The sequence below is a fragment of the Rhodoferax sp. P1_F3 genome (genome assembly GCF_056405715.1).
Window position 1 is genome coordinate 152682 of sequence record NZ_JBFUBO010000008.1, and the last position, 22727, is coordinate 175408.

General features: G+C 63.7%; 21 protein-coding genes. 12 read left to right on the top strand and 9 right to left on the bottom strand.

The window, feature by feature from the left end; genetic code table 11:
• The first annotated feature begins 12 nt into the window (after positions 1 to 12).
• Positions 13 to 1605 carry a methyl-accepting chemotaxis protein gene (locus tag AC1DZ5_RS14660; protein WP_477890275.1) on the top strand — a complete coding sequence of 531 codons (1593 nt, stop codon included), beginning with the start codon at positions 13 to 15 and terminating at the stop codon, positions 1603 to 1605.
• A gap of 5 nt (positions 1606 to 1610) precedes the next feature.
• Here the strand turns inward: AC1DZ5_RS14660 and purU are convergent, their stop codons facing one another.
• The 4 genes from purU to AC1DZ5_RS14680 form a co-directional block, all read right to left on the bottom strand.
• Positions 1611 to 2459 carry a formyltetrahydrofolate deformylase gene (gene purU / locus AC1DZ5_RS14665; RefSeq protein ID WP_477890277.1) on the bottom strand — a complete coding sequence of 283 codons (849 nt, stop codon included), beginning with the start codon at positions 2457 to 2459 and terminating at the stop codon, positions 1611 to 1613.
• Between the two features lie 76 nt (positions 2460 to 2535).
• Complete coding sequence (locus tag AC1DZ5_RS14670) at positions 2536 to 2838, bottom strand: BTH_I0359 family protein (RefSeq protein ID WP_310342244.1); 303 nt, start codon at positions 2836 to 2838, stop codon at positions 2536 to 2538.
• 87 nt (positions 2839 to 2925) lie between these two features.
• Positions 2926 to 3657: a DUF3108 domain-containing protein gene (locus AC1DZ5_RS14675; protein ID WP_477890280.1), complete on the bottom strand. Its 732-nt coding sequence runs from the start codon at positions 3655 to 3657 to the stop codon at positions 2926 to 2928.
• Between the two features lie 7 nt (positions 3658 to 3664).
• Positions 3665 to 4750 (bottom strand): DUF3108 domain-containing protein, encoded by a 1086-nt coding sequence (locus tag AC1DZ5_RS14680; protein WP_477890282.1) that lies wholly within the window; start codon positions 4748 to 4750, stop codon positions 3665 to 3667.
• Between the two features lie 77 nt (positions 4751 to 4827).
• On the opposite strand from AC1DZ5_RS14680, the gene AC1DZ5_RS14685 reads away from it, so the two are divergent.
• Genes AC1DZ5_RS14685 through fghA form a run of 3 tightly spaced genes read left to right on the top strand, consistent with a single transcriptional unit; the run spans position 4828 to position 7903 of the window.
• Entirely contained in the window at positions 4828 to 5931 is a 1104-nt protein-coding gene (locus tag AC1DZ5_RS14685) for a fumarylacetoacetate hydrolase family protein (RefSeq protein ID WP_477890284.1), read from the top strand.
• On the top strand, positions 5928 to 7046 hold the full coding sequence (locus AC1DZ5_RS14690) for an S-(hydroxymethyl)glutathione dehydrogenase/class III alcohol dehydrogenase (RefSeq protein WP_477890286.1): 1119 nt from the start codon (positions 5928 to 5930) through the stop codon (positions 7044 to 7046). Before AC1DZ5_RS14685 ends, AC1DZ5_RS14690 begins: the two co-directional genes overlap by 4 nt.
• Positions 7046 to 7903 carry an S-formylglutathione hydrolase gene (gene fghA / locus AC1DZ5_RS14695; RefSeq protein ID WP_477890288.1) on the top strand — a complete coding sequence of 286 codons (858 nt, stop codon included), beginning with the start codon at positions 7046 to 7048 and terminating at the stop codon, positions 7901 to 7903. The genes AC1DZ5_RS14690 and fghA overlap by 1 nt, the downstream gene beginning before the upstream one ends.
• Here the strand turns inward: fghA and AC1DZ5_RS14700 are convergent, their stop codons facing one another.
• Together AC1DZ5_RS14700 and AC1DZ5_RS14705 are read right to left on the bottom strand one after the other, a co-directional pair.
• The gene (locus tag AC1DZ5_RS14700) at positions 7904 to 8509 is read right to left on the bottom strand and encodes a MarC family protein (RefSeq protein ID WP_310343031.1); all 606 of its coding nucleotides are present in this window, start codon (positions 8507 to 8509) and stop codon (positions 7904 to 7906) included. It abuts the gene before it with no gap.
• A gap of 62 nt (positions 8510 to 8571) precedes the next feature.
• Positions 8572 to 8937, bottom strand: a complete 366-nt coding sequence (locus tag AC1DZ5_RS14705) for a TraR/DksA family transcriptional regulator (protein WP_477890290.1) — start codon at positions 8935 to 8937, stop codon at positions 8572 to 8574.
• A 21-nt stretch (positions 8938 to 8958) separates the two neighbouring features.
• On the opposite strand from AC1DZ5_RS14705, the gene AC1DZ5_RS14710 reads away from it, so the two are divergent.
• The 7 genes from AC1DZ5_RS14710 to AC1DZ5_RS14740 all read left to right on the top strand — a co-directional run bounded on the left by AC1DZ5_RS14710 (position 8959) and on the right by AC1DZ5_RS14740 (position 16002).
• Positions 8959 to 9321 (top strand): DUF2946 family protein, encoded by a 363-nt coding sequence (locus AC1DZ5_RS14710; protein ID WP_477890292.1) that lies wholly within the window; start codon positions 8959 to 8961, stop codon positions 9319 to 9321.
• A 102-nt stretch (positions 9322 to 9423) separates the two neighbouring features.
• A complete protein-coding gene (locus AC1DZ5_RS14715) occupies positions 9424 to 9975 on the top strand; it encodes a YcnI family copper-binding membrane protein (RefSeq protein WP_477890294.1) in 552 nt (183 codons plus the stop codon).
• Between the two features lie 35 nt (positions 9976 to 10010).
• Positions 10011 to 10469, top strand: a complete 459-nt coding sequence (locus tag AC1DZ5_RS14720) for a copper chaperone PCu(A)C (protein WP_477890296.1) — start codon at positions 10011 to 10013, stop codon at positions 10467 to 10469.
• A gap of 89 nt (positions 10470 to 10558) precedes the next feature.
• Positions 10559 to 11218 carry a PhaM family polyhydroxyalkanoate granule multifunctional regulatory protein gene (locus AC1DZ5_RS14725; RefSeq protein ID WP_477890298.1) on the top strand — a complete coding sequence of 220 codons (660 nt, stop codon included), beginning with the start codon at positions 10559 to 10561 and terminating at the stop codon, positions 11216 to 11218.
• 30 nt (positions 11219 to 11248) lie between these two features.
• Positions 11249 to 12523 (top strand): FIST signal transduction protein, encoded by a 1275-nt coding sequence (locus AC1DZ5_RS14730; RefSeq protein ID WP_310342229.1) that lies wholly within the window; start codon positions 11249 to 11251, stop codon positions 12521 to 12523.
• A 37-nt stretch (positions 12524 to 12560) separates the two neighbouring features.
• A complete protein-coding gene (locus AC1DZ5_RS14735; RefSeq protein ID WP_477890300.1) occupies positions 12561 to 14096 on the top strand; it encodes a methyl-accepting chemotaxis protein in 1536 nt (511 codons plus the stop codon).
• Positions 14097 to 14256: 160 nt separating this feature from the next.
• Complete coding sequence (locus tag AC1DZ5_RS14740) at positions 14257 to 16002, top strand: methyl-accepting chemotaxis protein (RefSeq protein ID WP_477890302.1); 1746 nt, start codon at positions 14257 to 14259, stop codon at positions 16000 to 16002.
• A gap of 77 nt (positions 16003 to 16079) precedes the next feature.
• Here the strand turns inward: AC1DZ5_RS14740 and tgt are convergent, their stop codons facing one another.
• Complete coding sequence (gene tgt / locus AC1DZ5_RS14745; protein ID WP_477890304.1) at positions 16080 to 17291, bottom strand: tRNA guanosine(34) transglycosylase Tgt; 1212 nt, start codon at positions 17289 to 17291, stop codon at positions 16080 to 16082.
• Between the two features lie 31 nt (positions 17292 to 17322).
• Positions 17323 to 18405, bottom strand: coding sequence for a tRNA preQ1(34) S-adenosylmethionine ribosyltransferase-isomerase QueA (queA, locus tag AC1DZ5_RS14750; protein WP_477890306.1), 1083 nt, complete (start codon positions 18403 to 18405; stop codon positions 17323 to 17325).
• Between the two features lie 58 nt (positions 18406 to 18463).
• Here queA and recG point away from each other — a divergent pair, with 58 nt between their 5' ends.
• Positions 18464 to 20611: an ATP-dependent DNA helicase RecG gene (recG, locus tag AC1DZ5_RS14755; protein WP_477890308.1), complete on the top strand. Its 2148-nt coding sequence runs from the start codon at positions 18464 to 18466 to the stop codon at positions 20609 to 20611.
• A 21-nt stretch (positions 20612 to 20632) separates the two neighbouring features.
• Here the strand turns inward: recG and AC1DZ5_RS14760 are convergent, their stop codons facing one another.
• A complete protein-coding gene (locus AC1DZ5_RS14760; RefSeq protein ID WP_477890310.1) occupies positions 20633 to 22666 on the bottom strand; it encodes a hypothetical protein in 2034 nt (677 codons plus the stop codon).
• Positions 22667 to 22727: the final 61 nt, after the last annotated feature.

Genomic DNA, 22727 nt, shown 5'->3' on the forward strand with positions numbered 1-22727 from the left:
CCCAAAAGGGCGATGTTGGAAAATTTGTCAGTACGGGCCCGTCTGTGGCTGGCCTTTGCCAGCGTGCTCGCCGGGGCTGTGGTCATTGGCGTGTTCTCGCTGTTCCAGATGGGGCGGTTGAACGCGTCCACCAAGGCCATTTACGAACAAGAGTACGCCGCCGGCCAGGCCGCCGAGCAGGCCCGCGGCCTGATTTTGCGTGCCAGCCGGGCCCAGACCCAGTTGCTGACTGCGACCACCGCGGCCGAGCGCAATACGCTGGGGACTGACATTGAAGCCAGCCTGACCCAGATCGGCTTGCGCCTGGAAACCATCAAGGGCCTGTCCACCACCGAGGAAAGCAGCGCCTCTAGCCAGCAGCTGATCGATGCGATGGCCAACTGGACCAAGCGCCAACGTGCCTACATTGCGCTGGTGAAAGAGCAGCCGGTGGATCTGATGCAGATGAGCCCCGATGTGCCCACCGAAGATGCCCGCCTGCTCAATGACACCCGCAAGCTGGAAAAGATTGTGGACCTGCTGGTGGAGCAGCGCTCCAAATCGGCCGAAGCCACCATCGTCCAGGCCGGGCAGATTTACCAGTCCTCCCAGACCTGGGTGGTCGGCATCATGGTGCTGCTGTTTGTGCTGTCGCTAGCCATCAGCGGCTGGGTGACGCGGCGCCTGCTGCGCCAGCTGGGTGGCGAACCGGCCTACGCCAAGTCCATTGCCAGTCGCATTGCCCAGGGCGATCTGTCCATGCACATAGAGATCGACCCCAAGGACACCGAGAGCCTGCTGTACTCCCTGCGTGACATGCAAGGCAAACTGGCCGACACCATGCGCGAGATTGCCAGCAGCTCCAAGCAGGTGGCCAATGCCTCGCGCGAAATTTCCATGGGCAATCTGGACTTGTCCCAGCGCACCGAACAACAATCCGCCTCGCTGGAAAAAACCACCACCAACGTGGAGCAGATGGCGGCCATTGCCAAGCGCCATGCCGACAGCGCCACGCACGCAGCCCAGCTATCGGGCGTGGCTACACGCTCGGCCCAGCAGGGCGGCGACGTGGTGGCCAGCGTGGTCTCCACCATGGAGCAGATCAGCAAAAGCACGGAAGCTATCCACGGCAACATCAGCGTGATCGAAGGCATTGCCTTCCAGACCAACATCCTGGCGCTGAATGCAGCGGTGGAAGCGGCGCACGCGGGCGAGCAGGGCCGTGGCTTCGCCGTGGTGGCGGCCGAAGTGCGTTCGCTGGCCGAGCGCAGCGCCAAGGCCGCACGCGAAATCAATGCACTGATCGAAGCCTCGTCCAGCCAGGTGAAGGACGGTGCGGCGCTAGCGCAGCGCGCGGGCCAAACCATCCGCGAGATGGCGCAGACCGTAGCCCAGGTGAGCACGGTGATGGAAGAGATTTCCGGGGCATCCGTGCAGCAGAGTTCGGGCATCGAGGAAATCAACCGTGCTGTCGCCCAGCTGGACGACAGCACGCAGCAAAACGCCGCATTGGTGGAGCAGGCCGCAGCGGCCGCCCAGTCTCTGGACGAACAAGCCCAGTCTCTGGACCAGTTGGTCGGCCGCTTTGCCTTGCAGGGCGGCAGCGCGCTGCCGCTGCTGCGCTAACCGGCTTACTTGAAGATCACGGTCTTGTGGCCGTTCAGCCGCACCCTGTGCTCGCTGTGCCACTTGACCGCGCGGGCCAGCACCTGGCTCTCAGTGTCGCGGCCCTGGGTGGTCAGGTCTTCCACGGTTTTGCTGTGGTCCACACGGGCCACGTCCTGCTCGATGATGGGGCCTTCGTCCAGGTCGGCCGTCACGTAGTGGGCGGTGGCGCCAATCAGTTTCACGCCACGGTCATGCGCCTGGTAGTAGGGCTTGGCGCCCTTGAAGCTGGGCAAAAAGCTGTGGTGGATGTTGATGGCACGGCCACTCAGCTTCTGGCATAGGTCGTTGCTCAAAATCTGCATGTAGCGCGCAAGCACCACCAGCTCGGCCCCTTCGGTCTCAATCACCTCATAGGCGCGGGCCTCGGCCTGGGCTTTGGTGGCGGCTGTCACCGGGATGTGGTGGAAGGGCACGTTGTAGCTGGCGGCCAGCTGGTAGAACTCGCGGTGGTTGGAGACGATGGCGCGGATGTCCAGCGCCAGCAGGCCGCTCTTCCAGCGGAACAGCAAGTCGTTCAGGCAATGGCCTTCCTTGCTGACCATGATGACGGTGCGCATGGCCTGGGCCGTGGCGTGCAGGCTCCATTGCAGCTGCAACGGCTCGGCAAAGCTGCCCAGCTGGGTGCGCAGTTCGGCGTGGCTGAGTTGGCCGCAGCTGAACTGCACGCGCATGAAGAACAGACCGGTATCGTGGTCGTTGTACTGGGCGGCTTCTTCGATGTTGCCGCCGCGTTCCAGCAAGAAGCCCGAAACAGCGTGCACCAGCCCCAGGCGGTCGGGGCAGGAAAAGGTAAGGATGTAGGTCTGGCTCATGGGCATGGATTGTCGCAGTTCCCCCAACATGAAAAAGCCGCTCGGGGAGCGGCCTTTGTCGGGGGAAGGTGGGAGATTAGTGCACGATGACGGGGTTTTGCGCCAGCTCGGCGTAGCCTTCCAGCGTGTCTTCCACTTCTTCCTGGGTGGGCGTGTTCACCTGCCAGGCCTGGATGTGTTGCTGGAACAGCTCGGCCCAGGAGCCATCGAGGTACACCTCTTTGCCGGATCGTTTGTCTACGATCTCAAAGCCGTGGCGGGCCAGGGTGGGCACGCCCATGGGGTAACGCTCGGTTTTTTCGACCACAAAACCCTCGGGCTCGCCATTGGCCAGCATGTGGGTGACAGAGAAGGTTTCAGAGTCGTACAGGGTGTGCATAGTATTTTCCAACGAGAGATACATGCCAAATGGGTGTCATCTTTACGGTTTCAAGAGTAGCAGGAAAAGTGCCCGGCGGTGCAAAGCTCAGGGTTTTTGGCTGCTGGCCCACAACAAATCGAGAAAGTCGCCGTTGGATTCCGTAATGCGGATGCGCAGTGGCAAATACCCCACGCTGGGCACGTACCAAAGCTCCAGTTTCTGGCTTCGCTCGGCCGTGGGCTCGTGCGTCAGCTTGATGGCGGGGAAGGTGCCGCCCGGCACCTTGATGGGTTCCAGGGCGCCAGCCTTGAAGGTCCAGTTCTCCGCGTAGCGGTCGCCCACGGCCTGAAAGGTCACGGTTTTGCCCGCTGTCCACTGCCCGGGCTCGCCGGCCACTACGCTGGCCAACTGCATGAAGACGCTGAGCTGGTCTTGCGCCCCGGCCTCCAGGGTGGCCTCCGGCGTGTTGGCGCTGAAGCTGATCTTGCCCTGGGGGCGCAGGAAGTTGGCGCTGATCTCATCCTTGCCCAGGCGCTTGCTGCCAAAGCGCAATGGCTCCAGGCCCTGGGCGGTGAGCGCGCCCTTGCTGGTCCAGGTTTGCAGGCTCAGGCCAAATTTGCGCACCACCAGTTGCGAGGTGTAGCTATTGCCCTCGCGCTGCCAGAGCAGTTCGGCGCTGCCGGTGTAGGGCGTCGAGATCACGCCTTCAAAGTCGTAGTTCAGGCGCACCGCAGGCGGCACGCTTACGGGCTGTGCGGCGGCCAGAGGCGGCAAGGCTGCAGCGGCGCAAAAGAGCAGGGGGGCCAGGAGAAGTCGGCGTAGGGAAGGGTTGGGCATAAATGGATCAGGGTTGTTCGCTGTCGGTCCACACCATGTCCAGCACGTTGCCGTTTGATTCTGTCAGGCGAATGTGGGCAGGCAGGTAGGCGAGCTTGGGGGCCAGCCAGAGCTCCGCCTTGGTGCTGTAGTCCCCGGTGGGGTCGCGCGTCAGCTTGACGGCGCTGAAAATGCCACCCGGCACGGTGATGTTTTCTTCGGCGGAAACCACAAAGGTCCAGGTTTCGCTCTGCCGTGGGCCTATGGCCTGGAAGGCCAGGCTGTCGCCCGCTGCATAGCGCTGCGGCTCGCCGGCCCATAGGCTGGCCAACTGCATGAACACGCTGAGGTGGTCCTGCGCACCCCGCAGCAGCGGTGCTTCGGGCGTGTTGGCGCTGAAGACAACTTTGCCCTCGTCACGCACGAAATGCGCAGCCACCTCGCTGCCACGGCCCTTGTCACCAAAGCGCAGCGGGGCCAGGCCGGCATCCGTCAGCGCGCCTTTGCTGGTCCACTGCCGCAGATTGACGTAGAACTTGGTGGCTATCAGGCTGGCCTGGTAGCTGGCGCCGTCGTGCGTCCAGATGAGTTTCGCACCTCCGGTATCACGCCTGCCGCCCGTCAGTGCGTCCAGGTCGTAATTCAACCGTACGGGAGGCGGGAAGGCATAGCGCTGGGGACTCTCCTGGACTGCGGGCGTCGCAGCCGTGGTCACGGCGGGGGCCACAGCAGGCGGAGGGGGGACAGGTTCTGCTACCAATTCAGGAGCTGTTGGCGCAATGTCTACGGGGGCTAGAGGCATAAAAGGCACGGAAGTTCCCTGTGCGGCGCCCGCTGGCAGGCGGATGGGCTTGGCGGCGGTGCGCACGGGCGCTGGTTCTGCCGACTGGGGCTGCACAGAGGGCGTCACAGGTGGCAGCACCCGGGTCTGCATCGCTACGACGGCCGCTTCTTGCGGTGCGTCGGCATAGCCCCAGAGCGTCTGCAGCGGTGCCCCGCTTAACAACCACCAGTGCAGCCCCAATACGGCGGCCAACACCAACGCCAAACCCTTGAAGGGCCAGAAAGTGAAGGGTGTGGGGGGAAGTGCGACCGAAGGCAAAGCCAAAGACATGCTGGATAGAACGCAAAAGTCCAGTGTACGGTAGACACATGGCGGGCCTTTGGGCCAAACCCGGCGAAAATGCCGCCATGAAACTCGCTACCTACCAAGACGGCTCCCGCGACGGGCAGCTGGTGGTCGTCTCCCGGGATTTGACCCAGGCGCACTACGCCACCCACATCGCCAACCGCCTGCAGCAGGTGCTGGACGATTGGAATTTCCTCTCCCCCCAATTGCAAGACCTGTACGTGAGCCTGAACAACGGCCGTGCGCGCCACGCGTTTCCGTTTGACCCGGCGCTGTGCATGGCGCCGCTGCCGCGCGCCTACCAGTGGGCCGATGGCTCGGCCTACCTGAACCACGTGGAGCTGGTGCGCCAGGCGCGCGGTGCCGAAGTGCCCGAGAGCTTTTACTCCGACCCGCTGATGTACCAGGGCGGCAGCGACGACCTGGCCGGCCCGCAGGCCGACATCGTCTGCGCCAACGCCGCCTGGGGCGTGGACTTTGAGGCCGAGCTGGCCGCCATCACCGGTGACGTACCCATGGGCTGCCCGCCGGACCGCGCGATTGATGCGGTGCGCCTCTTGGTGCTGGTGAACGATGTGACGCTGCGCAATCTGATTCCCGACGAGTTGGCCAAGGGTTTTGGCTTTGTGCAGAGCAAGCCCGCCACCGCGTTTGGACCCGTGGCCATCACGCCTGACGAGTTGGGCGATGCCTGGGCCCGTGGCCGCGTGCACCTGCCGGTGCAGTGCACCTGGAACGGCCGCAAGGTCGGCCTGTGCGAGGCTGGCAGCGACATGACGTTTCACTTTGGCCAACTGGTGGCCCACCTGGCCAAGACCCGCCGTGTGCGGGCTGGCTCCATCATTGGCTCGGGCACCATCAGCAACAAGGGCGTGGCCCGCAAAAACCGCACCGACTGGCCCAGCGGCTACAGCTGCATTGCCGAGAAGCGCGCGATGGAGACCATTCAAGATGGCCAACCCAGCACCGAGTACATGCAGTACGGCGACACCATCCGCATCGAGGTCAAGGGCCGCGATGGTCAGAGCGTGTTTGGTGCCATCCTGCAGGAAGTGGTGCCGCCCGAGTTCAAGGGCCGGGCGCCTGCCGCCGCCCCGGCTGCGTCCGTCGCAGCTGAGACCACCCCCGAGACATCCACCGAAACACCTACCGAGACACCCGAATGAAAACACGTGCCGCCGTCGCCTGGAAAGCAGGCCAGCCCCTGACCATCGAAACCGTGGACCTGCAAGGCCCCAGGTTCGGTGAAGTGCTGGTGGAAATCAAAGCCACCGGCATCTGCCACACCGACTACTACACGCTCAGCGGCGCCGACCCCGAAGGCATCTTCCCCGCCATCCTGGGCCACGAAGGCGCAGGCATTGTGGTGGACGTGGGGCCCGGCGTGACTACCCTCCAAAAGGGCGACCACGTGATTCCGCTCTACACGCCCGAGTGCCGCACCTGCAAGTTCTGCCTCTCCCGCAAGACCAACCTGTGCCAGCTGATCCGTGGAACGCAGGGCAAGGGCCTGATGCCCGACGCCACCAGCCGCTTCAGCCTGAATGGCGATCCCATCTTCCACTACATGGGCACCAGCACCTTCAGCAACTACACCGTGGCGCCTGAAATCTCGCTGGCCAAGATCCGCGAAGACGCACCGTTTGACAAGGTTTGCTACATCGGCTGCGGCGTGACCACCGGCATTGGCGCAGTGATCTTCACCGCCAAGGTGGAAGCCGGGGCCAATGCCGTGGTGTTCGGCTTGGGTGGTATTGGCCTGAACGTGATCCAGGGCCTGAAGATGGTGGGTGCCGACAAGATCATCGGCGTGGACCTGAACCCCGCCCGTGAAGCCATGGCGCGCCAGTTCGGCATGACGCACTTTTTGAATCCCAAGGACATTGAAGCCGCCGGTGGCAACATCGTGGATGCGATTGTTCAACTGACCGACGGTGGTGCCGACTACAGCTTTGAGTGCATCGGCAACACCAAGGTCATGCGCCAGGCGCTGGAGTGCACGCACAAGGGCTGGGGCCGCAGCATCATCATCGGCGTGGCCGAGGCCGGTGCCGAAATCTCCACACGCCCGTTCCAGCTGGTCACCGGCCGCAAGTGGGAAGGCTCGGCCTTTGGTGGCGCACGCGGCCGCACCGATGTGCCCAAGATCGTGGACTGGTACATGGAAGGCAAGATCAACATCGACAGCCTGATTACCCACACCATGCCGCTGGAAGACATCAACAAGGGCTTTGATTTGATGAAGCGTGGCGAGTCAATCCGCGGCGTGGTGATTTACTGATGGCGCTGGAGTTACTGAGCGAACACGCCTGCTTTGGCGGCGTGCAGCGTTACTACCAACACGCCTCCAGCACCATCGGCCTGCCCATGCGCTTCTCGGTGTTTCTGCCGCCGCAGGCGCAGCAGGGCGCGGTGCCGGCGGTCATGTACCTCGCGGGCCTGACCTGCAATGAGGAGACCTTCATGGCCAAAGGCGGTGCGCAGCGCGTGGCCGCGGAACTGGGCCTGGCGCTGATCGCCCCCGACACCAGCCCGCGCGGCGCCGGTGTGCCGGGCGAGGCCGATGCCTGGGACTTTGGTGTGGCCGCGGGGTTCTACCTGGATGCCACGCAAGCACCCTGGGCGCAGCACTACCGCATGGAGAGTTACCTGCTGGACGAGCTATTGCCGCTGGTGAGCGAGACCCTGCCGGTCGATGTGCACCGCCTGGGCCTGTTTGGCCACTCCATGGGCGGCCACGGTGCGCTCACACTGGCGCTGCGCCACCCGCTGCGTTTCAAAAGCCTGTCCGCCTTTGCGCCCATCTGCGCACCCAGCCAGAGCCCCTGGGGGCACAAGGCGTTTGCGGGCTACCTGGGGGAGGATCGCGGGGCCTGGGCTGCGCATGATGCTTCGTCCCTGATGGGCCAGCGCAGCACGCCGCTGTTTGCGCAAGGCATCCTCGTGGACCAGGGGCTGGCCGACAAGTTTCTGGAGATGCAGCTGCACCCGCATCTCTTTGAAGCTGCCTGCGCCAAGGCCGGCCAGCCGCTCACGCTGCGCCGCCACGCGGGCTACGACCACGGCTACTACTTCATCAGTACTTTTATGGAAGACCACCTGCGCCACCATGCGCAGGGGCTGGGCCTCACGGCGTGATCAGGTGGCGGCAGCCACCTGTTGCACAAAGGTCTTGATGCCGCGCAGCATCATCTCAATGGCCACGGACACCAGCACCAAGCCCATCAGCCGTTCCACGGCCACGACCAGCCGCGTGCCAATCCAGCGCTGAATGCGCTCGGCCGACACCAGCACCACCGCGCTGACCAGCATGGTCACGCACAGGGCACCGATCCACTCCATGCGCCGGTCGGGCTGCTGGGATACCAACAGCAAGACGGTCGCGAGGGCGGACGGACCGGCGATGGCGGGTACCGCCAAGGGCACGATGAGCGGCTCCGTCGTGAGTTCGCCCTCGGCCGTGGCTGCCGGCGGAAACACCATGCGCAGCGCAATCAAAAACAGGATCACCCCGCCGCCGATCTGCAGCGACAACTCGCTGAGGTTCATCACGCGCAGAAAGCTCTCGCCCACAAACATGAAGGTCAAGAGCAGCGCAAATGCAATCAGGATCTCGCGCAAGATGACCTTGGGCCGCCGTTCGGGCGCCACGTGTTTGAGCGCGTTGGCAAAGATGGGAATGTTGCCGACCGGATCGGTGATCAGGATCAGCAGAATGGTTGCCGAGGCGAAGGTGTAATTCATCATGGGAGCTGCGCTGGCCTTGCCAGCGTCCTCAATCGGGGAAGCGCCCGAGAATAGCAGCGTCAGGCGTGTTCCGCCGCCGCCTGGCAAGTGATACAGCGCTCTGCCTCGGGGGCCGCGTGCAGTCTGGCATCGGGGATGTCGATGCCGCAATCTACGCAACGGCCATAGGTGCCTGCCTGCAGGCGCTGCAGCGCGGCTTCCACCTGGCGCAGCTCGGCGCTTTCGTGTTCGTCCAGCGCAAACTCTAGCGCTTTTTCACTCGCGGTCTGGGCGGTGGAGTCTTGGTTGGGGGCAAAGTGTTCGGCAGAGGCCTGGGTTCTGCTCGTGGCGTTGCCACCGCGCAGGGTGGCCAGCTGCGAGCGCAGGGCGTCGTGTCTGCATTGATGTGGGTCAAATGCCGGATGTGAGATGAGGGCCTTGTGCACCCTGCGTCATAATTCAGCCCCATGTCTGCCCTCCAGTCCTTGCGCCAAACCCGAGCCGTCGTTCGATGGATGCTGGTGTGGTTTGCCTTGTCGCTGGGCGTGGCGGTGGCTTCGCCAGTGGTCAACCCGCAGGCACTTACCCTGGTGTGCTCTGCCGCAGGCGTGGTGCAGCTCAAGGCCAGCACCGATGGCGATGCGCCCCAGCCCATGGGCCATACTCTGGACTGTGTGCTTTGCATGGTGGCCGGTGCGCCGCCCGCTGCCCCTGCGGTGGTGCACCCGCCCGCCGCCCTGGCCCATGTGCAGCGCAGCGCGCTGGCCCAGCGCCCCGTAGGCGCCATCGTGGCAGCGTCCGCCGCGCGCGGCCCGCCTGCGCTGGCCTGAACTTTCTCCCTCCCCTTTTTTTGTTTTTCGAAGCGCCGTCCGTTGGGGCGGTGGTTCGTCCGCGTGGCCCCTGCTGTGGGTTGCGCGCTATTGATATTCCGTATGACTTCAAAATTTGCTATTCAATTCGTAGCTGCTTGCGCAGTATTGACGGGGGCTAGCGCCTCTTTTGGGCATGTAACCCTGCAAGATCCGGTCGCTGCGGCCGGTGCCGGCTACCGCGCGGTGCTGCAGGTGGGCCATGGCTGTGCCGGTTCGGCCACCACCACCATTCAGGTCACCATCCCCGCCGGCTTCAACGCAGCGCAACCCATGGTGAAAGCCGGTTGGGCCGTGTCCACCAAGGTCGGCCCGCTGGCCCAGCCCTATGAAATGCATGGCACGCGCTACACCGAGGGCGTGCAGGAAATCACCTGGACCGCCAAGGGCGCTGAGAACGCTTTGCCCAGCGCGCTGTACGACGAGTTTGTGCTGCGCGGCACCACGCCGCGCAAGCCCGGGACGCTGTGGTTCAAGGTCGTGCAGCTGTGTGAGGTTGGCCGCACCGAGTGGGTCGAGATTCCCGCCGCGGGCCAAGACGCACACAGCCTGAAGTCCCCCGCCGCTGCGCTGGAAGTGCTGGACGTGCAGGCCGCCGGTGGCCACGCCCACTGATTCAGCCCCATTAACTTCATCCAACGGAGTCCCCCATGAAATCCTTGAAACTTGTCATCGCCACCCTGCTGGCTGCCACCGCATCCGCCCCGCTGTGGGCCCAGACGGTGGATGTCAGCGGCGCCTGGGCCCGCGCCACCGTGCAGGGCCAGAAGGCCAGCGGCGCCTTTATGCAGCTCACCGCCAAAGAGGGCACGCGGCTGGTGGCCGTCGTCACCCCGGTAGCGGGCGTGGCTGAAGTGCATGAGATGAAGATGGAGGGCGACGTGATGACGATGCGCGCCGTCCAGGGTGGGCTGGAGCTGCCCGCTGGCAAGGCTGTGGCGTTGAGCCCCAGCGGCTACCACGTCATGCTGATGGACCTGAAGCTGCCGTTGCGCAAGGACACCACCATACCGCTGACGTTGGTGTTCAAGGACGCCAAGGGCGTGGAGAGTAAAAAGGAGCTGCTGGTGCCTGTGGCCACCAGCGCACCCGTGCCGGGCAAACCCTGAGCAGGTGCGGGTTGTAGCGGTGGCCACGGCCCGTGCATTGGGTGTAAGCTGTGCGCAGTGGCCTGCTTTACAGGCCCATTGGAGCAACCATGAGCGATGCAGACACCTCCGGTTTTGGCAAATTTGTCCCGGGCTTTGATTTCTTGCAAAACCTGGCCAAAGGTGCCGCCACCAACATTCCGCAAATGCCCAACCTCGCCAATTGGGTGGCCCCCACGCTGAATGTGGAAGAGCTGGACAAACGCATCGAAGAGCTCAAGAACGTGCACTTCTGGCTGGAGCAAAACTCCCGCGCCCTGGGCGCCACTATCCAGGCGCTGGAAGTGCAGAAGATGACCCTGGCCACGCTCAAGGGCATGAACTTCAATATCGGTGACGTTGCCAACGCCCTCAAGCTCAAGGCGGCCGACTCGGTGGCCAGCAGCGTGCAGCGTGTGACCGAAAAAGCTGCCTCTACCGCCAAAACCTTCTCCGATGTGACCGGCACCCCCAAGCCCGCCAAGGCGGGTAGCGCGACGGGACTGGTGGATCCGCTGCAACTCTGGGGTTCGTTGACTCAGCAGTTCCAAAACATTGCCGCCAGCGCCATGAAAGAGGCCACCACCAAGACCGCAGTGGACATGACCAAGAACATGGCCACCGGCTTGGCCAAGGAAGCGCTGAAGTCCGCCACGGCCGCGGGCAAAAAGGCCGTGAGCAAGCGGCCCGCAGCGCGCAAAACCCCCGCCCGCAAGACCGCGGGCCGCTAAGCGCCCAGCCCGTCGTCCAGGCGCAGGCGCATGTCCCTGTTTCCGTACGCCCATGCAACGCACCCGCAGTGGCCCATGGCCGCGGCCTTGGTGCTGGCACAACTGCGCGCGCAGATGACGCTGCCCGGCTACGCCACGGCGCCGTGCCTGGCGCTGCTCTATATCACCGACCACTACGCCCCGCATGCCCAGGACATCCTGGAGCACCTGAGCGGTGAGCTGCCGCTGGTCACCGACTGGTCGGGCACCGTGGGCATTGGCATTGCGTCCAACAACGTGGAGTACTTTGACGAGCCGGCCCTGGCCGTGATGTTGTTGGAGCTGCCCAGCCACCAGTACCGCGTGTTCTCGGGTATTGCGCCGCTGGGGCTGGGCTTTGAGGCCCATACCGCGCTGGTGCATGCCGATGGCGACACGCCAGACCTGGCTGAGCTGATCGACGAGATGGCGCGGCGCACCGACAGTGGCTATCTGTTTGGCGGCCTCTCCAGCAGCCGCACCCAGAGCGTGCAGTTTGCGGTGGCGGCCGATGGCAACCTCAGCGGCCATGGCGCAGCCAGTGGGGTGTTCACGGGGGGCTTGAGCGGTGTGGCGTTTGGAGAAGGCGTGGACCTGGTTTCGCGCGTAACGCAGGGCTGTAAGCCCGTGTCGCCCACCCATGTGGTCACCGAGGCCGCCCACAACGTGGTCGTGGCGCTGGATGGTGAACCCGCGCTGGACGTGATGCTGCGCGACCTGGGCGTGTCGCTGGAGCGGCCGCAGGAAGCGTTGGAGGTGGTGCGCGCCACGCTGGTGGGCCTGGTGCAGCCGCGGGAGGGCGTCGCCCACGATGCCGCCATGGTGCGCCAGACCGGTAACTTTGGCAGTGACGTGACCGTGCGTCACATCATCGGCCTGGACCCCGGGCGCCGTGGCATTGCCGTGGCCGACCAGGTGCAGGAGGGCGCACAGTTGGCGTTCTGCCAGCGCCACATGCAGGCCGCCAAGGCCGATCTGATGCGCATTTGTGCCGAGGTGCGCGAAGAATTGGAGCCCCAGGAGCAAACCCTGGAAGTGGCCACTGCACTGCAGCAGAGCGAGGCGGAGGCCGCACCGCACCCGGCGCGGCGCATCGCTGGTGCGCTGTATGTGAGCTGCTCGGGCCGCGGCGGCCCGCACTTTGGCGGGCCCAGTGCCGAGATGCACATCGTGCGCCGCGCGCTGGGCGATGTGCCGCTGGTTGGTTTTTTTGCGGGTGGCGAGATCGGCCACCGCCATGTGTTTGGCTATACCGGAGTGCTGACGGTGTTCACGACGGCCGCTTAGACAGCGAGCCAGGCAAGTTAACTGAGAAGGTGGCTGTATGGGAAAACTGAAGATCGCTGCGCGCCTGTATGCGGGGTTTGCGCTGTTGATGGCCGTGCTGGTGGCTGTGGTGGTTCTGGCCATGGGGCGCATGGCTTCCATGAACGGCAGTGCCAACGACATTGCGACAAATTGGCTGCCCAGCGTCGAGGCGGCCAACAAGATCAATACGGCGAAGTCGGACTTCAGGGTGTTTGAAATGCAGCACATTCTGAACACCGAGGATGCCGCCAAGGCGGCGGTAGAGAAGGACATGGCGGCGACCAAAGCCAAAATGGACCAGGAGCGCCAGACGTACGCAAGCCTGATCAGCAGCGATGAGGAGCGCAAGCTCTATGAAGCTTTTGAAGCCAGTTGGACCCAATACATGAAGGTCCATGACGAGATGGTGGACACATCACGCCGCAATGACAACGACTATGCAAGAAAGATGCTGGAGGGGGACTCCAAGACACTTTTTGACAAAGCCGGTGACGCGCTGGACAAAATTGTGTTGTTGAACCACACAGGTTCTGACGAAGCGGCTAAGACCGCTGCGGATGCCTACGCCATGGCAAAGACCACCATGGTGGTGGCTGTGGTGGTGGCGTTGGTGATAGCGGGCTTGGCGGCTACCCTGATTACCCGTTCCATCACCGGGCCACTGGATTCCGCGCTGGGTTTGGCCGCCAGGGTGGCGAAGGGCGATTTGTCGACGTCGGTGGCGGCGACCACGCGCGATGAGATGGGCCAACTATTGCGCGCCCTGCAAGAGATGCAGGTCAGCCTGGTGCAGGTCGTGCGTAGCGTGCGCAGCGGCTCTGAGTCCGTGTCCACGGCGAGTGCCGAGATTGCACAAGGCAACCACGACCTGAGCGCACGCACCGAGCAACAGGCCAGCGCGCTGGAAGAAACCGCAGCCTCCATGGAACAACTCAACTCTGCGGTGAAACAAAACGCCGACAACGCCCGCCAGGCCAACCAACTGGCCCAAAGCGCCAGCTCGGTTGCGGTGCAGGGCGGTGAAGTGGTCGGCCAAGTGGTGGAAACCATGAAAGGTATCAACGACGCATCGCGCAAGATCAGCGACATCATCAGCGTCATCGACGGCATTGCCTTTCAGACCAACATTTTGGCGCTGAACGCCGCAGTGGAAGCCGCCCGTGCGGGAGAACAAGGCCGGGGGTTTGCCGTGGTGGCGTCCGAGGTCCGTTCCCTGGCTGGCCGCAGTGCCGAGGCGGCCAAGGAGATCAAGAGCCTCATCAGTACCAGTGTGGAGCGCGTGGAGCAAGGCACAACGTTGGTGGACAAGGCCGGAGCCACCATGACGGAGGTGGTGAGCAGCATCAAGCGCGTGACCGACATCATGGGCGAGATCAGTGCTGCCAGCAATGAACAAAGCGCCGGCGTCTCCCAGGTGGGTGAAGCCGTCACGCAAATGGACCAAGCCACGCAGCAGAACGCAGCCCTGGTGGAAGAGATGGCCGCCGCGGCCAGCAGCCTGAAGTCTCAAGCGCAGGACCTGGTGCAGGTGGTGGCGATCTTCAGGCTATAGGTGTTTTTCGGGGGCGAACACTTTCTTTCTCATTTTTTGAGGAAAGTTTCCTTAATTTAGCTTTCCCTTTGTCGATCACATCGATACGATGTCTCACATTCAGGCGTAGTCGTGGCGCTAAATGGGTTAACGAGTCAGAACAAAAACATAGGAGTCGATCATGAAGCTAAGCATCGCAAAGCGTCTTTATCTGGTGTGCGGGGTGTTGGTCCTCGCCTTGGCCGGAGTCGCCATTTCGGCCTGGGTTTCACTGAATCAGGTGGCGGTTTTGGCCCAGCGAGCCAGTGACAACCGTGCCCCGCAGTTGACGCGCATGGCAGACGTTCAGCTGGATGTCACCCGTGTATCTCTGCAATTGCGCCACGCCATGCTGATCAAAACGCCGGAGGGAATCGCAACGGCGTTTGCGGACATAGGCGAGAAGCGAAAACACATAGAAGAAGCCCTCAAAGGCTATGAAAACAGCGCTTGGACGCCGGCGGACCGCGAGTTCATTGCCAAAGCCAATGAACTGAATGCGAAGTTCTGGGCCATGGGTGTGGAGAACATGAAGCCCATCCAGGAGGGCAAGGTGGACGAGGCCTTTGCGTTCCTGGTGGAAAAAACCATTCCCGCCCGCAACGAGTACCTGTCCGCGCTGGATGCCGAGAAAAAGCGCCAAAGCGGGAAACTGGTCGCGGAAATTGAGCTGATCGAGAGCAATGTCCACGTAACCCGAAATTTGCTCGTTGGGGCAGTCGTATTGGTCGCCGTCGGGCTACTGGGCTTCTCCTGGTACGTTGCGGGCCTGCTGCGTCGCCGCATTGCACAGGCTCAGGTGGTGGCCGAGCACGTGCGAGACGGTAATCTCATGACCCAGGTGGTGGACTCCGCCAACGATGAAGTCAGCCCGCTCCTCAGTGCCTTGAGGGCGATGCAAGACGCCTTGGTGCGGGTGGTCAGTGGGGTGCGGCAAGGGTCGGAAGGCGTTGCCGCGGCAAGCTCACAAATTGCCCAGGGCAATCAGGACCTCAGCGCGCGCACGGAAAGCCAGGCCAGTGCACTGGAGCAAACCGCAGCCTCAATGGAGCAACTGAGCGCAACGGTCAAGCAGAACGCCGACAACGCCCGGCAAGCCAACCAGCTGGCCATGAATGCCTCCACGGTCGCTACGCAAGGTGGCGAGGTGGTGGGGCAGGTGGTGCAGACCATGAAGGGCATCAACGAGTCCAGCCGCAAAATTGCGGACATCATCAGTGTGATCGACGGAATTGCATTCCAGACCAACATTTTGGCCCTCAATGCGGCGGTGGAAGCTGCCCGCGCGGGCGAGCAGGGGCGGGGGTTTGCCGTCGTGGCCAGTGAAGTCCGAAGCTTGGCCGGTCGCAGTGCAGAAGCGGCCAAGGAAATCAAGCTGCTTATTAGCACCAGCGTCGAGCGGGTGGAGCAAGGCACCATGCTGGTGGACAAGGCGGGCGTCACAATGACCGAGGTGGTTCAGAGCATCCGCCGTGTTACCGACATCGTGGGCGAGATCAGTTCGGCCAGCTCCGAGCAAAGTGCCGGTGTCTCTCAGATCGGTGAGGCTGTGACGCAGATGGACCATGCGACACAGCAGAATGCGGCCTTGGTGGAAGAAATGGCCGCCGCTGCGTCCAGCCTGAAAACGCAAGCGCGGGATTTGGTAGATGGTGTTGCGGTTTTCCAGATTTCTGCCAATCAGAGCAGCTTGCGCTCGCCCCCCTCCCAGCCCGCAGCGCGTCCCGCATTGAAGGCACCAGCGCCCAGAGTTCTGAATCACAGTGCGCCTGTCAAGTCGACCTTGGGCGCGCACAAAGCCCCCCCTTCGCAAGCGCCCGCCGTGGCGCCCAAAACCAGCGCCAAAATCACCCCTGCCGGGGGTGATGAGGATTGGGAAACTTTTTAAGCCAAATAGGCCGCTGGCCCGCGTGGAATGTGCGCCAGTAGCTCCTGATTCAGGAGCGCCTCGGTTGCTTTTGGGGCTTACACGCCGCGCGCGCGGTCCGCGTGGAACTGCTGGATGAAGGCGCCAAAGCGGCCTGCGTCCAGCGAATCGCGGATTTCTTGCATCAGATTCAGGTAGTAGTGCAGGTTGTGCACGCTGGCCAGCATGGGGCCCAGCATCTCGCCGCAGCGGTCCAGATGGTGCAGGTAGGCGCGGCTGAAGCCCTCGCGTCCGCCGTTGGCCCAGCTCACTCCGCTTGATCCGGCGCATGCGTAGCAGGTGCAGGTCACGTCCAGCGGTTGCTCGTCGCTCTTGTGGCGCGCATTGCGAATCTTCAGATCGCCATAGCGGCTGAACAGCGTGCCGTTGCGCGCATTGCGTGTGGGCATCACGCAGTCAAACATGTCGATGCCGTTTTGCACACCGGCAATCAGGTCTTCCGGTGTACCCACACCCATCAGGTAGTGCGGTTTGTGCTTGGGCAGCTTGGGGCCCACGTGCTTGAGCACACGCATCATGTCTTCCTTGGGCTCGCCCACGCTCAGACCGCCTACGGCGATACCCGGAAAGTCCAGCGCTTCTAGCCCAGCCAGTGACTCGTCACGCAGGTGCTCAAACATGCCGCCCTGCACGATGCCAAACAGCGCGTTGGGGTTGTTCAGGCGCGCAAACTCGTCCTGGCAGCGCTTGGCCCAGCGCAGGCTGAGTTCCATCGAGCTGCGAGCTTCGCGCTCGGTGGTGATCTGGCCTTTGGTCTTGGGCTCCACCGACAGGTAGGGTGTGCACTCGTCAAACTGCATCACGATGTCGGAGTTCAGCGTGGTCTGGATCTGCATGCTTATCTCGGGCGTGAGGAACAGCTTGTCGCCATTGACCGGAGACGCGAACTTCACGCCTTCCTCGCTGATTTTGCGCATCTCGCCCAAGCTCCACACCTGAAAACCGCCCGAGTCGGTCAGGATGGGTTTGTCCCATTTCTCGAACTGGTGCAGGCCGCCAAATTTTTCCACCACGTCCAGGCCGGGGCGCATCCACAGGTGGAAGGTGTTGCCCAGAATGATCTGGGCGTTCATGTCGGTCAGGCTCTGTGGCGTGACGCCCTTGACCGTGCCGTAGGTGCCCACGGGCATGAAGATGGGGGTCTCGACGATGCCATGGTTCAGGGTGAGGCGGCCGCGGCGGGCATGGCTGCCTAGGTAGGCGCCGTCGGCGCTGGCGGGGTCGTTGTTCAGGAGTTCAAATTTCAGCATGGTCGTATGGTCTGGGGTGAAGGCAGGCGCGTCAAGCCGCGCGCTGAAGGAGCATGGCGTCGCCATAGCTGAAGAAGCGGTAGCCACGGGCGATGGCTTCGCGGTACAGGCCCATGATGTGCTCGTAGCCCGCAAAGGCGCTCACCAGCATCATCAGGCTGCTCTTGGGCAGGTGGAAGTTGGTCACCAGCACGTCGATCAGTTGGAACTCAAAGCCTGGGGTGATGAAGATGGTGGTGTCGCCGTTGGCAATCCCCGTCTTGGCCCAGCTCTCCAGCGTGCGCACGGTGGTGGTGCCCACGGCCACCACGCGGCCACCGCGCGCCTTGCAGGCGGCAATGGCGGCCTGGGTTTCGGCGGGCACGTTGTACCACTCGCTGTGCATGTGGTGCTCGGCCAGATTCTCTGTCTTCACGGGCTGGAAGGTGCCTGCGCCCACGTGCAGCGTCACGTGCGCGCGTTGCACGCCCATGGCGTCGAACTGCGCAAACAAAGCCTCATCAAAGTGCAGCGCGGCGGTGGGCGCGGCCACGGCGCCGGGGTTTTTGGCAAACACGGTCTGGTAGCGCTGCACGTCCTCGGGCGAATCGCTGTGCGTGATGTAGGGGGGCAGCGGAACATGCCCGTGGCGTTCCATCAGCGTGTAGGGGTCATCGCCGCGGTCGTTGCTCAGCACAAAGCGGTAGATGGGGCCGTCCACATTGGGCCAGCGGCCTAGTAGCGTGGCGCAGAGGCCATCCTCCTGGCCAGGGGCGCAGGTCATCTTGATGGTCGCGCCCACCTCGGGCTTTTTGCTCACCCGCATGTGGGCGGCCACCTGGTTGCCGCCCAGCACGCGCTCGATCAGCAGCTCCACCTTGCCGCCCGTGGACTTTTCGCCAAACAGGCGGGCGTTGATCACTTTGGTGTCATTGAAGACCAGCAGGTCACCGGCCTTCAAGAGGCTGGGCAGCTCGCGGAAGATGCGGTCCACCGAAGCGACGCCCGTGCCATCCAGCAGGCGGGAGCCCGAGCGCTCGGCCGCGGGGTGCTGGGCAATCAGGGTTTCGGGGAGTTCAAAGTCAAAGTCGCTCAGGGCGAAGGCACGCTCGGTGCCGGGGAAGAAGGCTTGCATGGTGCTTGAGGGCCGGACGGGCCCGTTCCAAGGGAAAAAGACAGGGCAGAATTGTCCCATGCCCAAGAAACCCGCCGCCCGCACCGATGACAGCGCCGGGGAAGCTGCGGCTGGCGGGGCGGTGACCACCAAATCTCCCGCGCAAAAGGCGCTGGAGAAACTGGGCCTGAAGCGCGACATCGACCTGGCGCTGCACCTGCCGCTGCGCTACGAGGACGAGACCCGCATCGTCAAGCTGACCGAGGTGCGCGAGGGCCAGCAGGCGCAGATTGAGGCCGTGGTGACGCACCAGGAGGTAACGTTTCGCCCGCGCCGCCAGCTCATCGTGACAGTGGACGACGGCTCGGACACCTGCACGCTGCGCTTCTTCAGCTTTTATGGCTCGCAGCAAAAGGCGCTGGCCGTGGGCAACCGCATCCGCGTGCGCGGCGAGGTCAAGGGCGGCTTCATGGGCCGCACCATGCTGCACCCCAGCTTTCGCGCGGCGGGGGGCGAGCTGCCCACGGCGCTCACGCCCATCTACCCCACGGTGGCCGGGCTGCCCCAGCCCTACCTGCGCAAGGCCGTGTTGGCGGGGCTGGCGCGCTCGGATTTGTCCGACACCTTTGCGCCCGGTGATCTGGACGTGTTGCACCACGGAATAGGCCACCAGCCCTTATGGACACTGCGCCAGGCGCTACACTTTTTGCACCATCCCACGCCCGATGTGTCGCTGGATACGCTGCAGGACCACAGCCACCCGGCCTGGCAGCGCCTGAAGGCCGAGGAGCTGCTGGCCCAGCAGCTGAGCCAGTTGCAAAGCCGGCGTGAGCGCGCCGCCCTGCGCGCGCCCATGCTGCAGGCGGTGCTGGGCGGCACGTTGCATGCGCGCCTGTTGGCCACGCTGCCGTTTGGGCTAACGGGTGCACAGCAGCGTGTGGGCGCAGAGATCGCCCACGACATGGCCCGGCACATCCCCATGCACCGCCTGCTGCAGGGCGATGTGGGCGCGGGCAAGACCGTGGTGGCTGCGCTGGCCGCCACCACCTGCATCGACGCGGGCTGGCAGTGCGCACTGATGGCGCCCACCGAGATATTGGCGGAACAACACTTTCGCAAGTTGCTGGGCTGGCTGGAGCCGCTGGGCATCACCACCGCCTGGCTCACGGGCACGCAAAAGACCAAGGAGCGCCGCGCCATGCTGGCGCTGATCGAAAGCGGCGAGGCCCAGCTGGTGGTGGGCACGCACGCCATCATCCAGGAGAAGGTGAAGTTCAAAAACCTGGCGCTGGCCATCATCGACGAGCAGCACCGCTTTGGCGTGGCCCAGCGGCTGGCCCTGCGCAACAAGCTGCAGCACGACACCATGGAGCCGCACATGCTGATGATGACGGCCACACCCATCCCGCGCACGCTGGCCATGAGCTACTACGCCGACCTGGATGTGTCCACGCTGGACGAGCTACCACCCGGGCGCACGCCCATCGTCACCAAGGTAGTGAACGACCACCGGCGTGACGAAGTGGTAGAGCGCATCCGCGGCCAGATCGCCCAGGGTCGACAGGTGTACTGGGTGTGCCCGCTCATCGAAGAGAGCGAGGCGCTGGACCTGACCAATGCCACACAAACCCACGCCGACCTGGCCGAGGCCTTGCAGGGCGCCACGCGCGCCGATGGCCAACCCGTGCTCATCGGCCTGCTGCACTCGCGCATGCATGTGGACGACAAAAAGGCCGTCATGGGCGCCTTTACCGCCGGCTTGATGTCCGTGCTGGTCAGCACCACGGTGATCGAGGTGGGCGTGGACGTGCCCAATGCCTCGCTCATGGTGATTGAACACGCCGAGCGCTTTGGCCTCTCGCAGCTGCACCAGCTGCGCGGGCGCGTGGGGCGCGGTGCGGCGGCCTCGGCCTGCGTGCTGCTGTACTCCACGGGCGACGCACCGCGCCTGGGCGAGGCCGCGCGCGAGCGCCTGCGCGCCATGGCCGAGACCAACGATGGCTTTGAGATCGCGCGCCGTGACCTGGAGATTCGCGGGCCCGGAGAGTTTCTGGGCGCGCGCCAGAGCGGCGAGGCCATGCTGCGCTTTGCCGACTTGGCACAGGACACCGCGCTGCTGGAATGGGCCCGTGCCGAAGCCCCCATGCTGCTGGACCGCTACCCCCACCTGGCCCACAAACACGTGGCGCGCTGGCTGGGTGGCAAGGCGGAGTACCTCAAGGCCTGAGAACTCCGCCGTGCGCGGTGCCTACATCCCCTTGCAGGCTTCCAGAGACATCAACCGCGTGTAGGTTTCTCCACCCGCCTTGTTAGCCAGCGCGCCTTTGCTGAAATAGCTCCAGACCTTGGCTGCCTGGCTGCCGGGAGGAATTTGCTTGGTCAGCTGTTTCTTGGCGATCTTGAGCGTGACCTTGCCCGCCATCTGGCAAGCCTGGGCCGTACTGATGTTCCCGCCACCCTCTCCGGATTCCGAGATCAGTTGGCCCAGTACGCCATCCTTTTCGGCCGCGATCAGGCAGTTGGTCATCTTGATGCTGTCTTCCACCATGCTTTTGATGGCGCCGCATGCCAAGGGCGCCTGCACCATGAACATGGGGGGCGCTGTGAGTGCAAAGCTGGCGGCACATTCTTTGGTGATGGCTTGCTCGGCCGAGCGTTTGGCCACATCGCCCAGGCTTTTGACATCCGACACCAAGCTCACGATCTCTTCGGGAATCTGGCAGTAGAAGCCGGATTTGAACTCGCTGGCACAGGCCGAGACCTCGCCGGTAATGGCGTTGCTGTGCGTGGCGTTGATCACCTGCGCCATCCCGATCAGGCCGCCCGACAAGGGGTCGGGAAAGAACTTGGAATACGAGCTGCAGTTGTTGCGCATCATGTCGATCACCAGAGTGGCAAATGCGGCGGTCTGGTTGGCCACATCCACGGCGGTGTTGGCTACCGTGTTGGCGGCCATCACGGTGCCACTGGCGATGGTGTTGGCCAGCTGGGTGGTGCCCCCGGCCACGGTATTGGCGGCGTTGGTGACACCGTTGGCCGTGGCATTGGCTGCAATAACTGCTGCGTTTGCCACCGTGTTGGCAGCCATCACTGTACCGTTGGCCACGGTGTTGGCGGCGTTGGTGATCCACTGACCGGGCGATTGCCTGGGGTTCTTGTAGTAGCCCACGTTCCAGTTGGCGTCGCCCCTGCGGGTGGCCGGGTTCTTGCCGGGGTACATGACGAGATTGCCGTCGTCCTGCACGATCAGGTAGAAGTCGCCGCTGCGCGGACCTGAAGGGCAGACGATGCCGCCCTTGTTGTCGGCGGGGCCGGTGCCGGCATAAGTACAGAGGTTGCCGTCACCCTGAAAGATGGTGAAGTACTGACCAGCGGGGGCAGGGACGTTGCGGCTGCACCAGTTCAGGCCGGGGTAGGTAGGGTCCTGCGGACTTCCCACCTTGTAGACACAGAAGTTTCCGTCGCCCTGCTGGACGGCGATGTAGGCCCGCGAGGCAGATCTCAGGTACTGATCGGTGGAAAGCCAGTCTCCCTTGCGCAAATACTGGCGGCCATGGCCCGAGCTGGGAGGTCCTGCTTCAAACGCGTTTTCCACCCCGGGCATGGCAAAGCGGCCTTCGGTTCGGCCGATATTTTGATAGTGCTGCACCAGGGTCAGCGCATTCAGGCGAAAGGCGTTGCGCAGGTCGGAGTAGCGGTTGGCATAGAACTCCGGGTCCACGCCCAAAGCCAGCGCTTCGCTCAGTGCCTTGCGGCTGGGCAGGCGACCTTCTCTGCTACCGTTTTCTCGCCAGTGCCGGGTCAATGCCCCGAAGTTGGTGCCAAAGGCTTTGGCGAGGTCGGGGTAGTACTGGCGGTAGAAGTCCGGGTCAAACCCCATCGGCATGTCGAAGGGTGTGTCCTGTGGCGTGGTGTCACGGGTTTCTTTGAAGCCCTGGTTGACGTAGTAGTTCAACACGGCTTCGTAGCTGCGGATGTTGCGGTCCCACAGGATGTCCGGGTTGCGCGCCTGGTAGGCCGGTAGGCTGAAGACGAAGCTGCTTTGGCGGCCTTCCTTGATGCCGTAGTTCAGCCAGTGTTGCTTGGCGGCTTCGGTGTTGTTCGGGCCAAAGGCCGCTAGCAGGTCGGGGTACCGGTTAAGGTAGAACGTGGGGTCCAGCACCATCAGGCGTCGGTCCTGGGCGTGCACGGCGCTTGCGCACACCGCCAGCAGGGCCACGGCGGCCAGGCTTTTGAACAGGGCGATGCGCCGTACCAGCGCGATCAGGTGTTGTATCCACACAGGGCTTCTCCTTGAAAACGGGCCGCAGAGGACCACGAGTGCGGATTTTCAAGAACCCTGC

Bases quoted from the DNA above. Each gene is read 5' to 3' on its own strand.
- AC1DZ5_RS14730 (WP_310342229.1), top strand. From the start codon at position 11,249: ATGTCCCTGTTTCCGTACGCCCATGCAACGCACCCGCAGTGGCCCATG.
- AC1DZ5_RS14670 (WP_310342244.1), bottom strand. From the start codon at position 2,838: ATGCACACCCTGTACGACTCTGAAACCTTCTCTGTCACCCACATGCTG.
- AC1DZ5_RS14690 (WP_477890286.1), top strand. From the start codon at position 5,928: ATGAAAACACGTGCCGCCGTCGCCTGGAAAGCAGGCCAGCCCCTGACC.
- AC1DZ5_RS14740 (WP_477890302.1), top strand. From the start codon at position 14,257: ATGAAGCTAAGCATCGCAAAGCGTCTTTATCTGGTGTGCGGGGTGTTG.
- AC1DZ5_RS14715 (WP_477890294.1), top strand. From the start codon at position 9,424: ATGACTTCAAAATTTGCTATTCAATTCGTAGCTGCTTGCGCAGTATTG.
- AC1DZ5_RS14700 (WP_310343031.1), bottom strand. From the start codon at position 8,509: ATGAATTACACCTTCGCCTCGGCAACCATTCTGCTGATCCTGATCACC.
- tgt (WP_477890304.1), bottom strand. From the start codon at position 17,291: ATGCTGAAATTTGAACTCCTGAACAACGACCCCGCCAGCGCCGACGGC.
- AC1DZ5_RS14680 (WP_477890282.1), bottom strand. From the start codon at position 4,750: ATGTCTTTGGCTTTGCCTTCGGTCGCACTTCCCCCCACACCCTTCACT.
- queA (WP_477890306.1), bottom strand. From the start codon at position 18,405: ATGCAAGCCTTCTTCCCCGGCACCGAGCGTGCCTTCGCCCTGAGCGAC.
- AC1DZ5_RS14660 (WP_477890275.1), top strand. From the start codon at position 13: ATGTTGGAAAATTTGTCAGTACGGGCCCGTCTGTGGCTGGCCTTTGCC.
- AC1DZ5_RS14685 (WP_477890284.1), top strand. From the start codon at position 4,828: ATGAAACTCGCTACCTACCAAGACGGCTCCCGCGACGGGCAGCTGGTG.
- AC1DZ5_RS14675 (WP_477890280.1), bottom strand. From the start codon at position 3,657: ATGCCCAACCCTTCCCTACGCCGACTTCTCCTGGCCCCCCTGCTCTTT.
- AC1DZ5_RS14710 (WP_477890292.1), top strand. From the start codon at position 8,959: ATGTCTGCCCTCCAGTCCTTGCGCCAAACCCGAGCCGTCGTTCGATGG.
- AC1DZ5_RS14725 (WP_477890298.1), top strand. From the start codon at position 10,559: ATGAGCGATGCAGACACCTCCGGTTTTGGCAAATTTGTCCCGGGCTTT.
- purU (WP_477890277.1), bottom strand. From the start codon at position 2,459: ATGAGCCAGACCTACATCCTTACCTTTTCCTGCCCCGACCGCCTGGGG.
- AC1DZ5_RS14720 (WP_477890296.1), top strand. From the start codon at position 10,011: ATGAAATCCTTGAAACTTGTCATCGCCACCCTGCTGGCTGCCACCGCA.
- recG (WP_477890308.1), top strand. From the start codon at position 18,464: ATGCCCAAGAAACCCGCCGCCCGCACCGATGACAGCGCCGGGGAAGCT.
- AC1DZ5_RS14735 (WP_477890300.1), top strand. From the start codon at position 12,561: ATGGGAAAACTGAAGATCGCTGCGCGCCTGTATGCGGGGTTTGCGCTG.
- fghA (WP_477890288.1), top strand. From the start codon at position 7,046: ATGGCGCTGGAGTTACTGAGCGAACACGCCTGCTTTGGCGGCGTGCAG.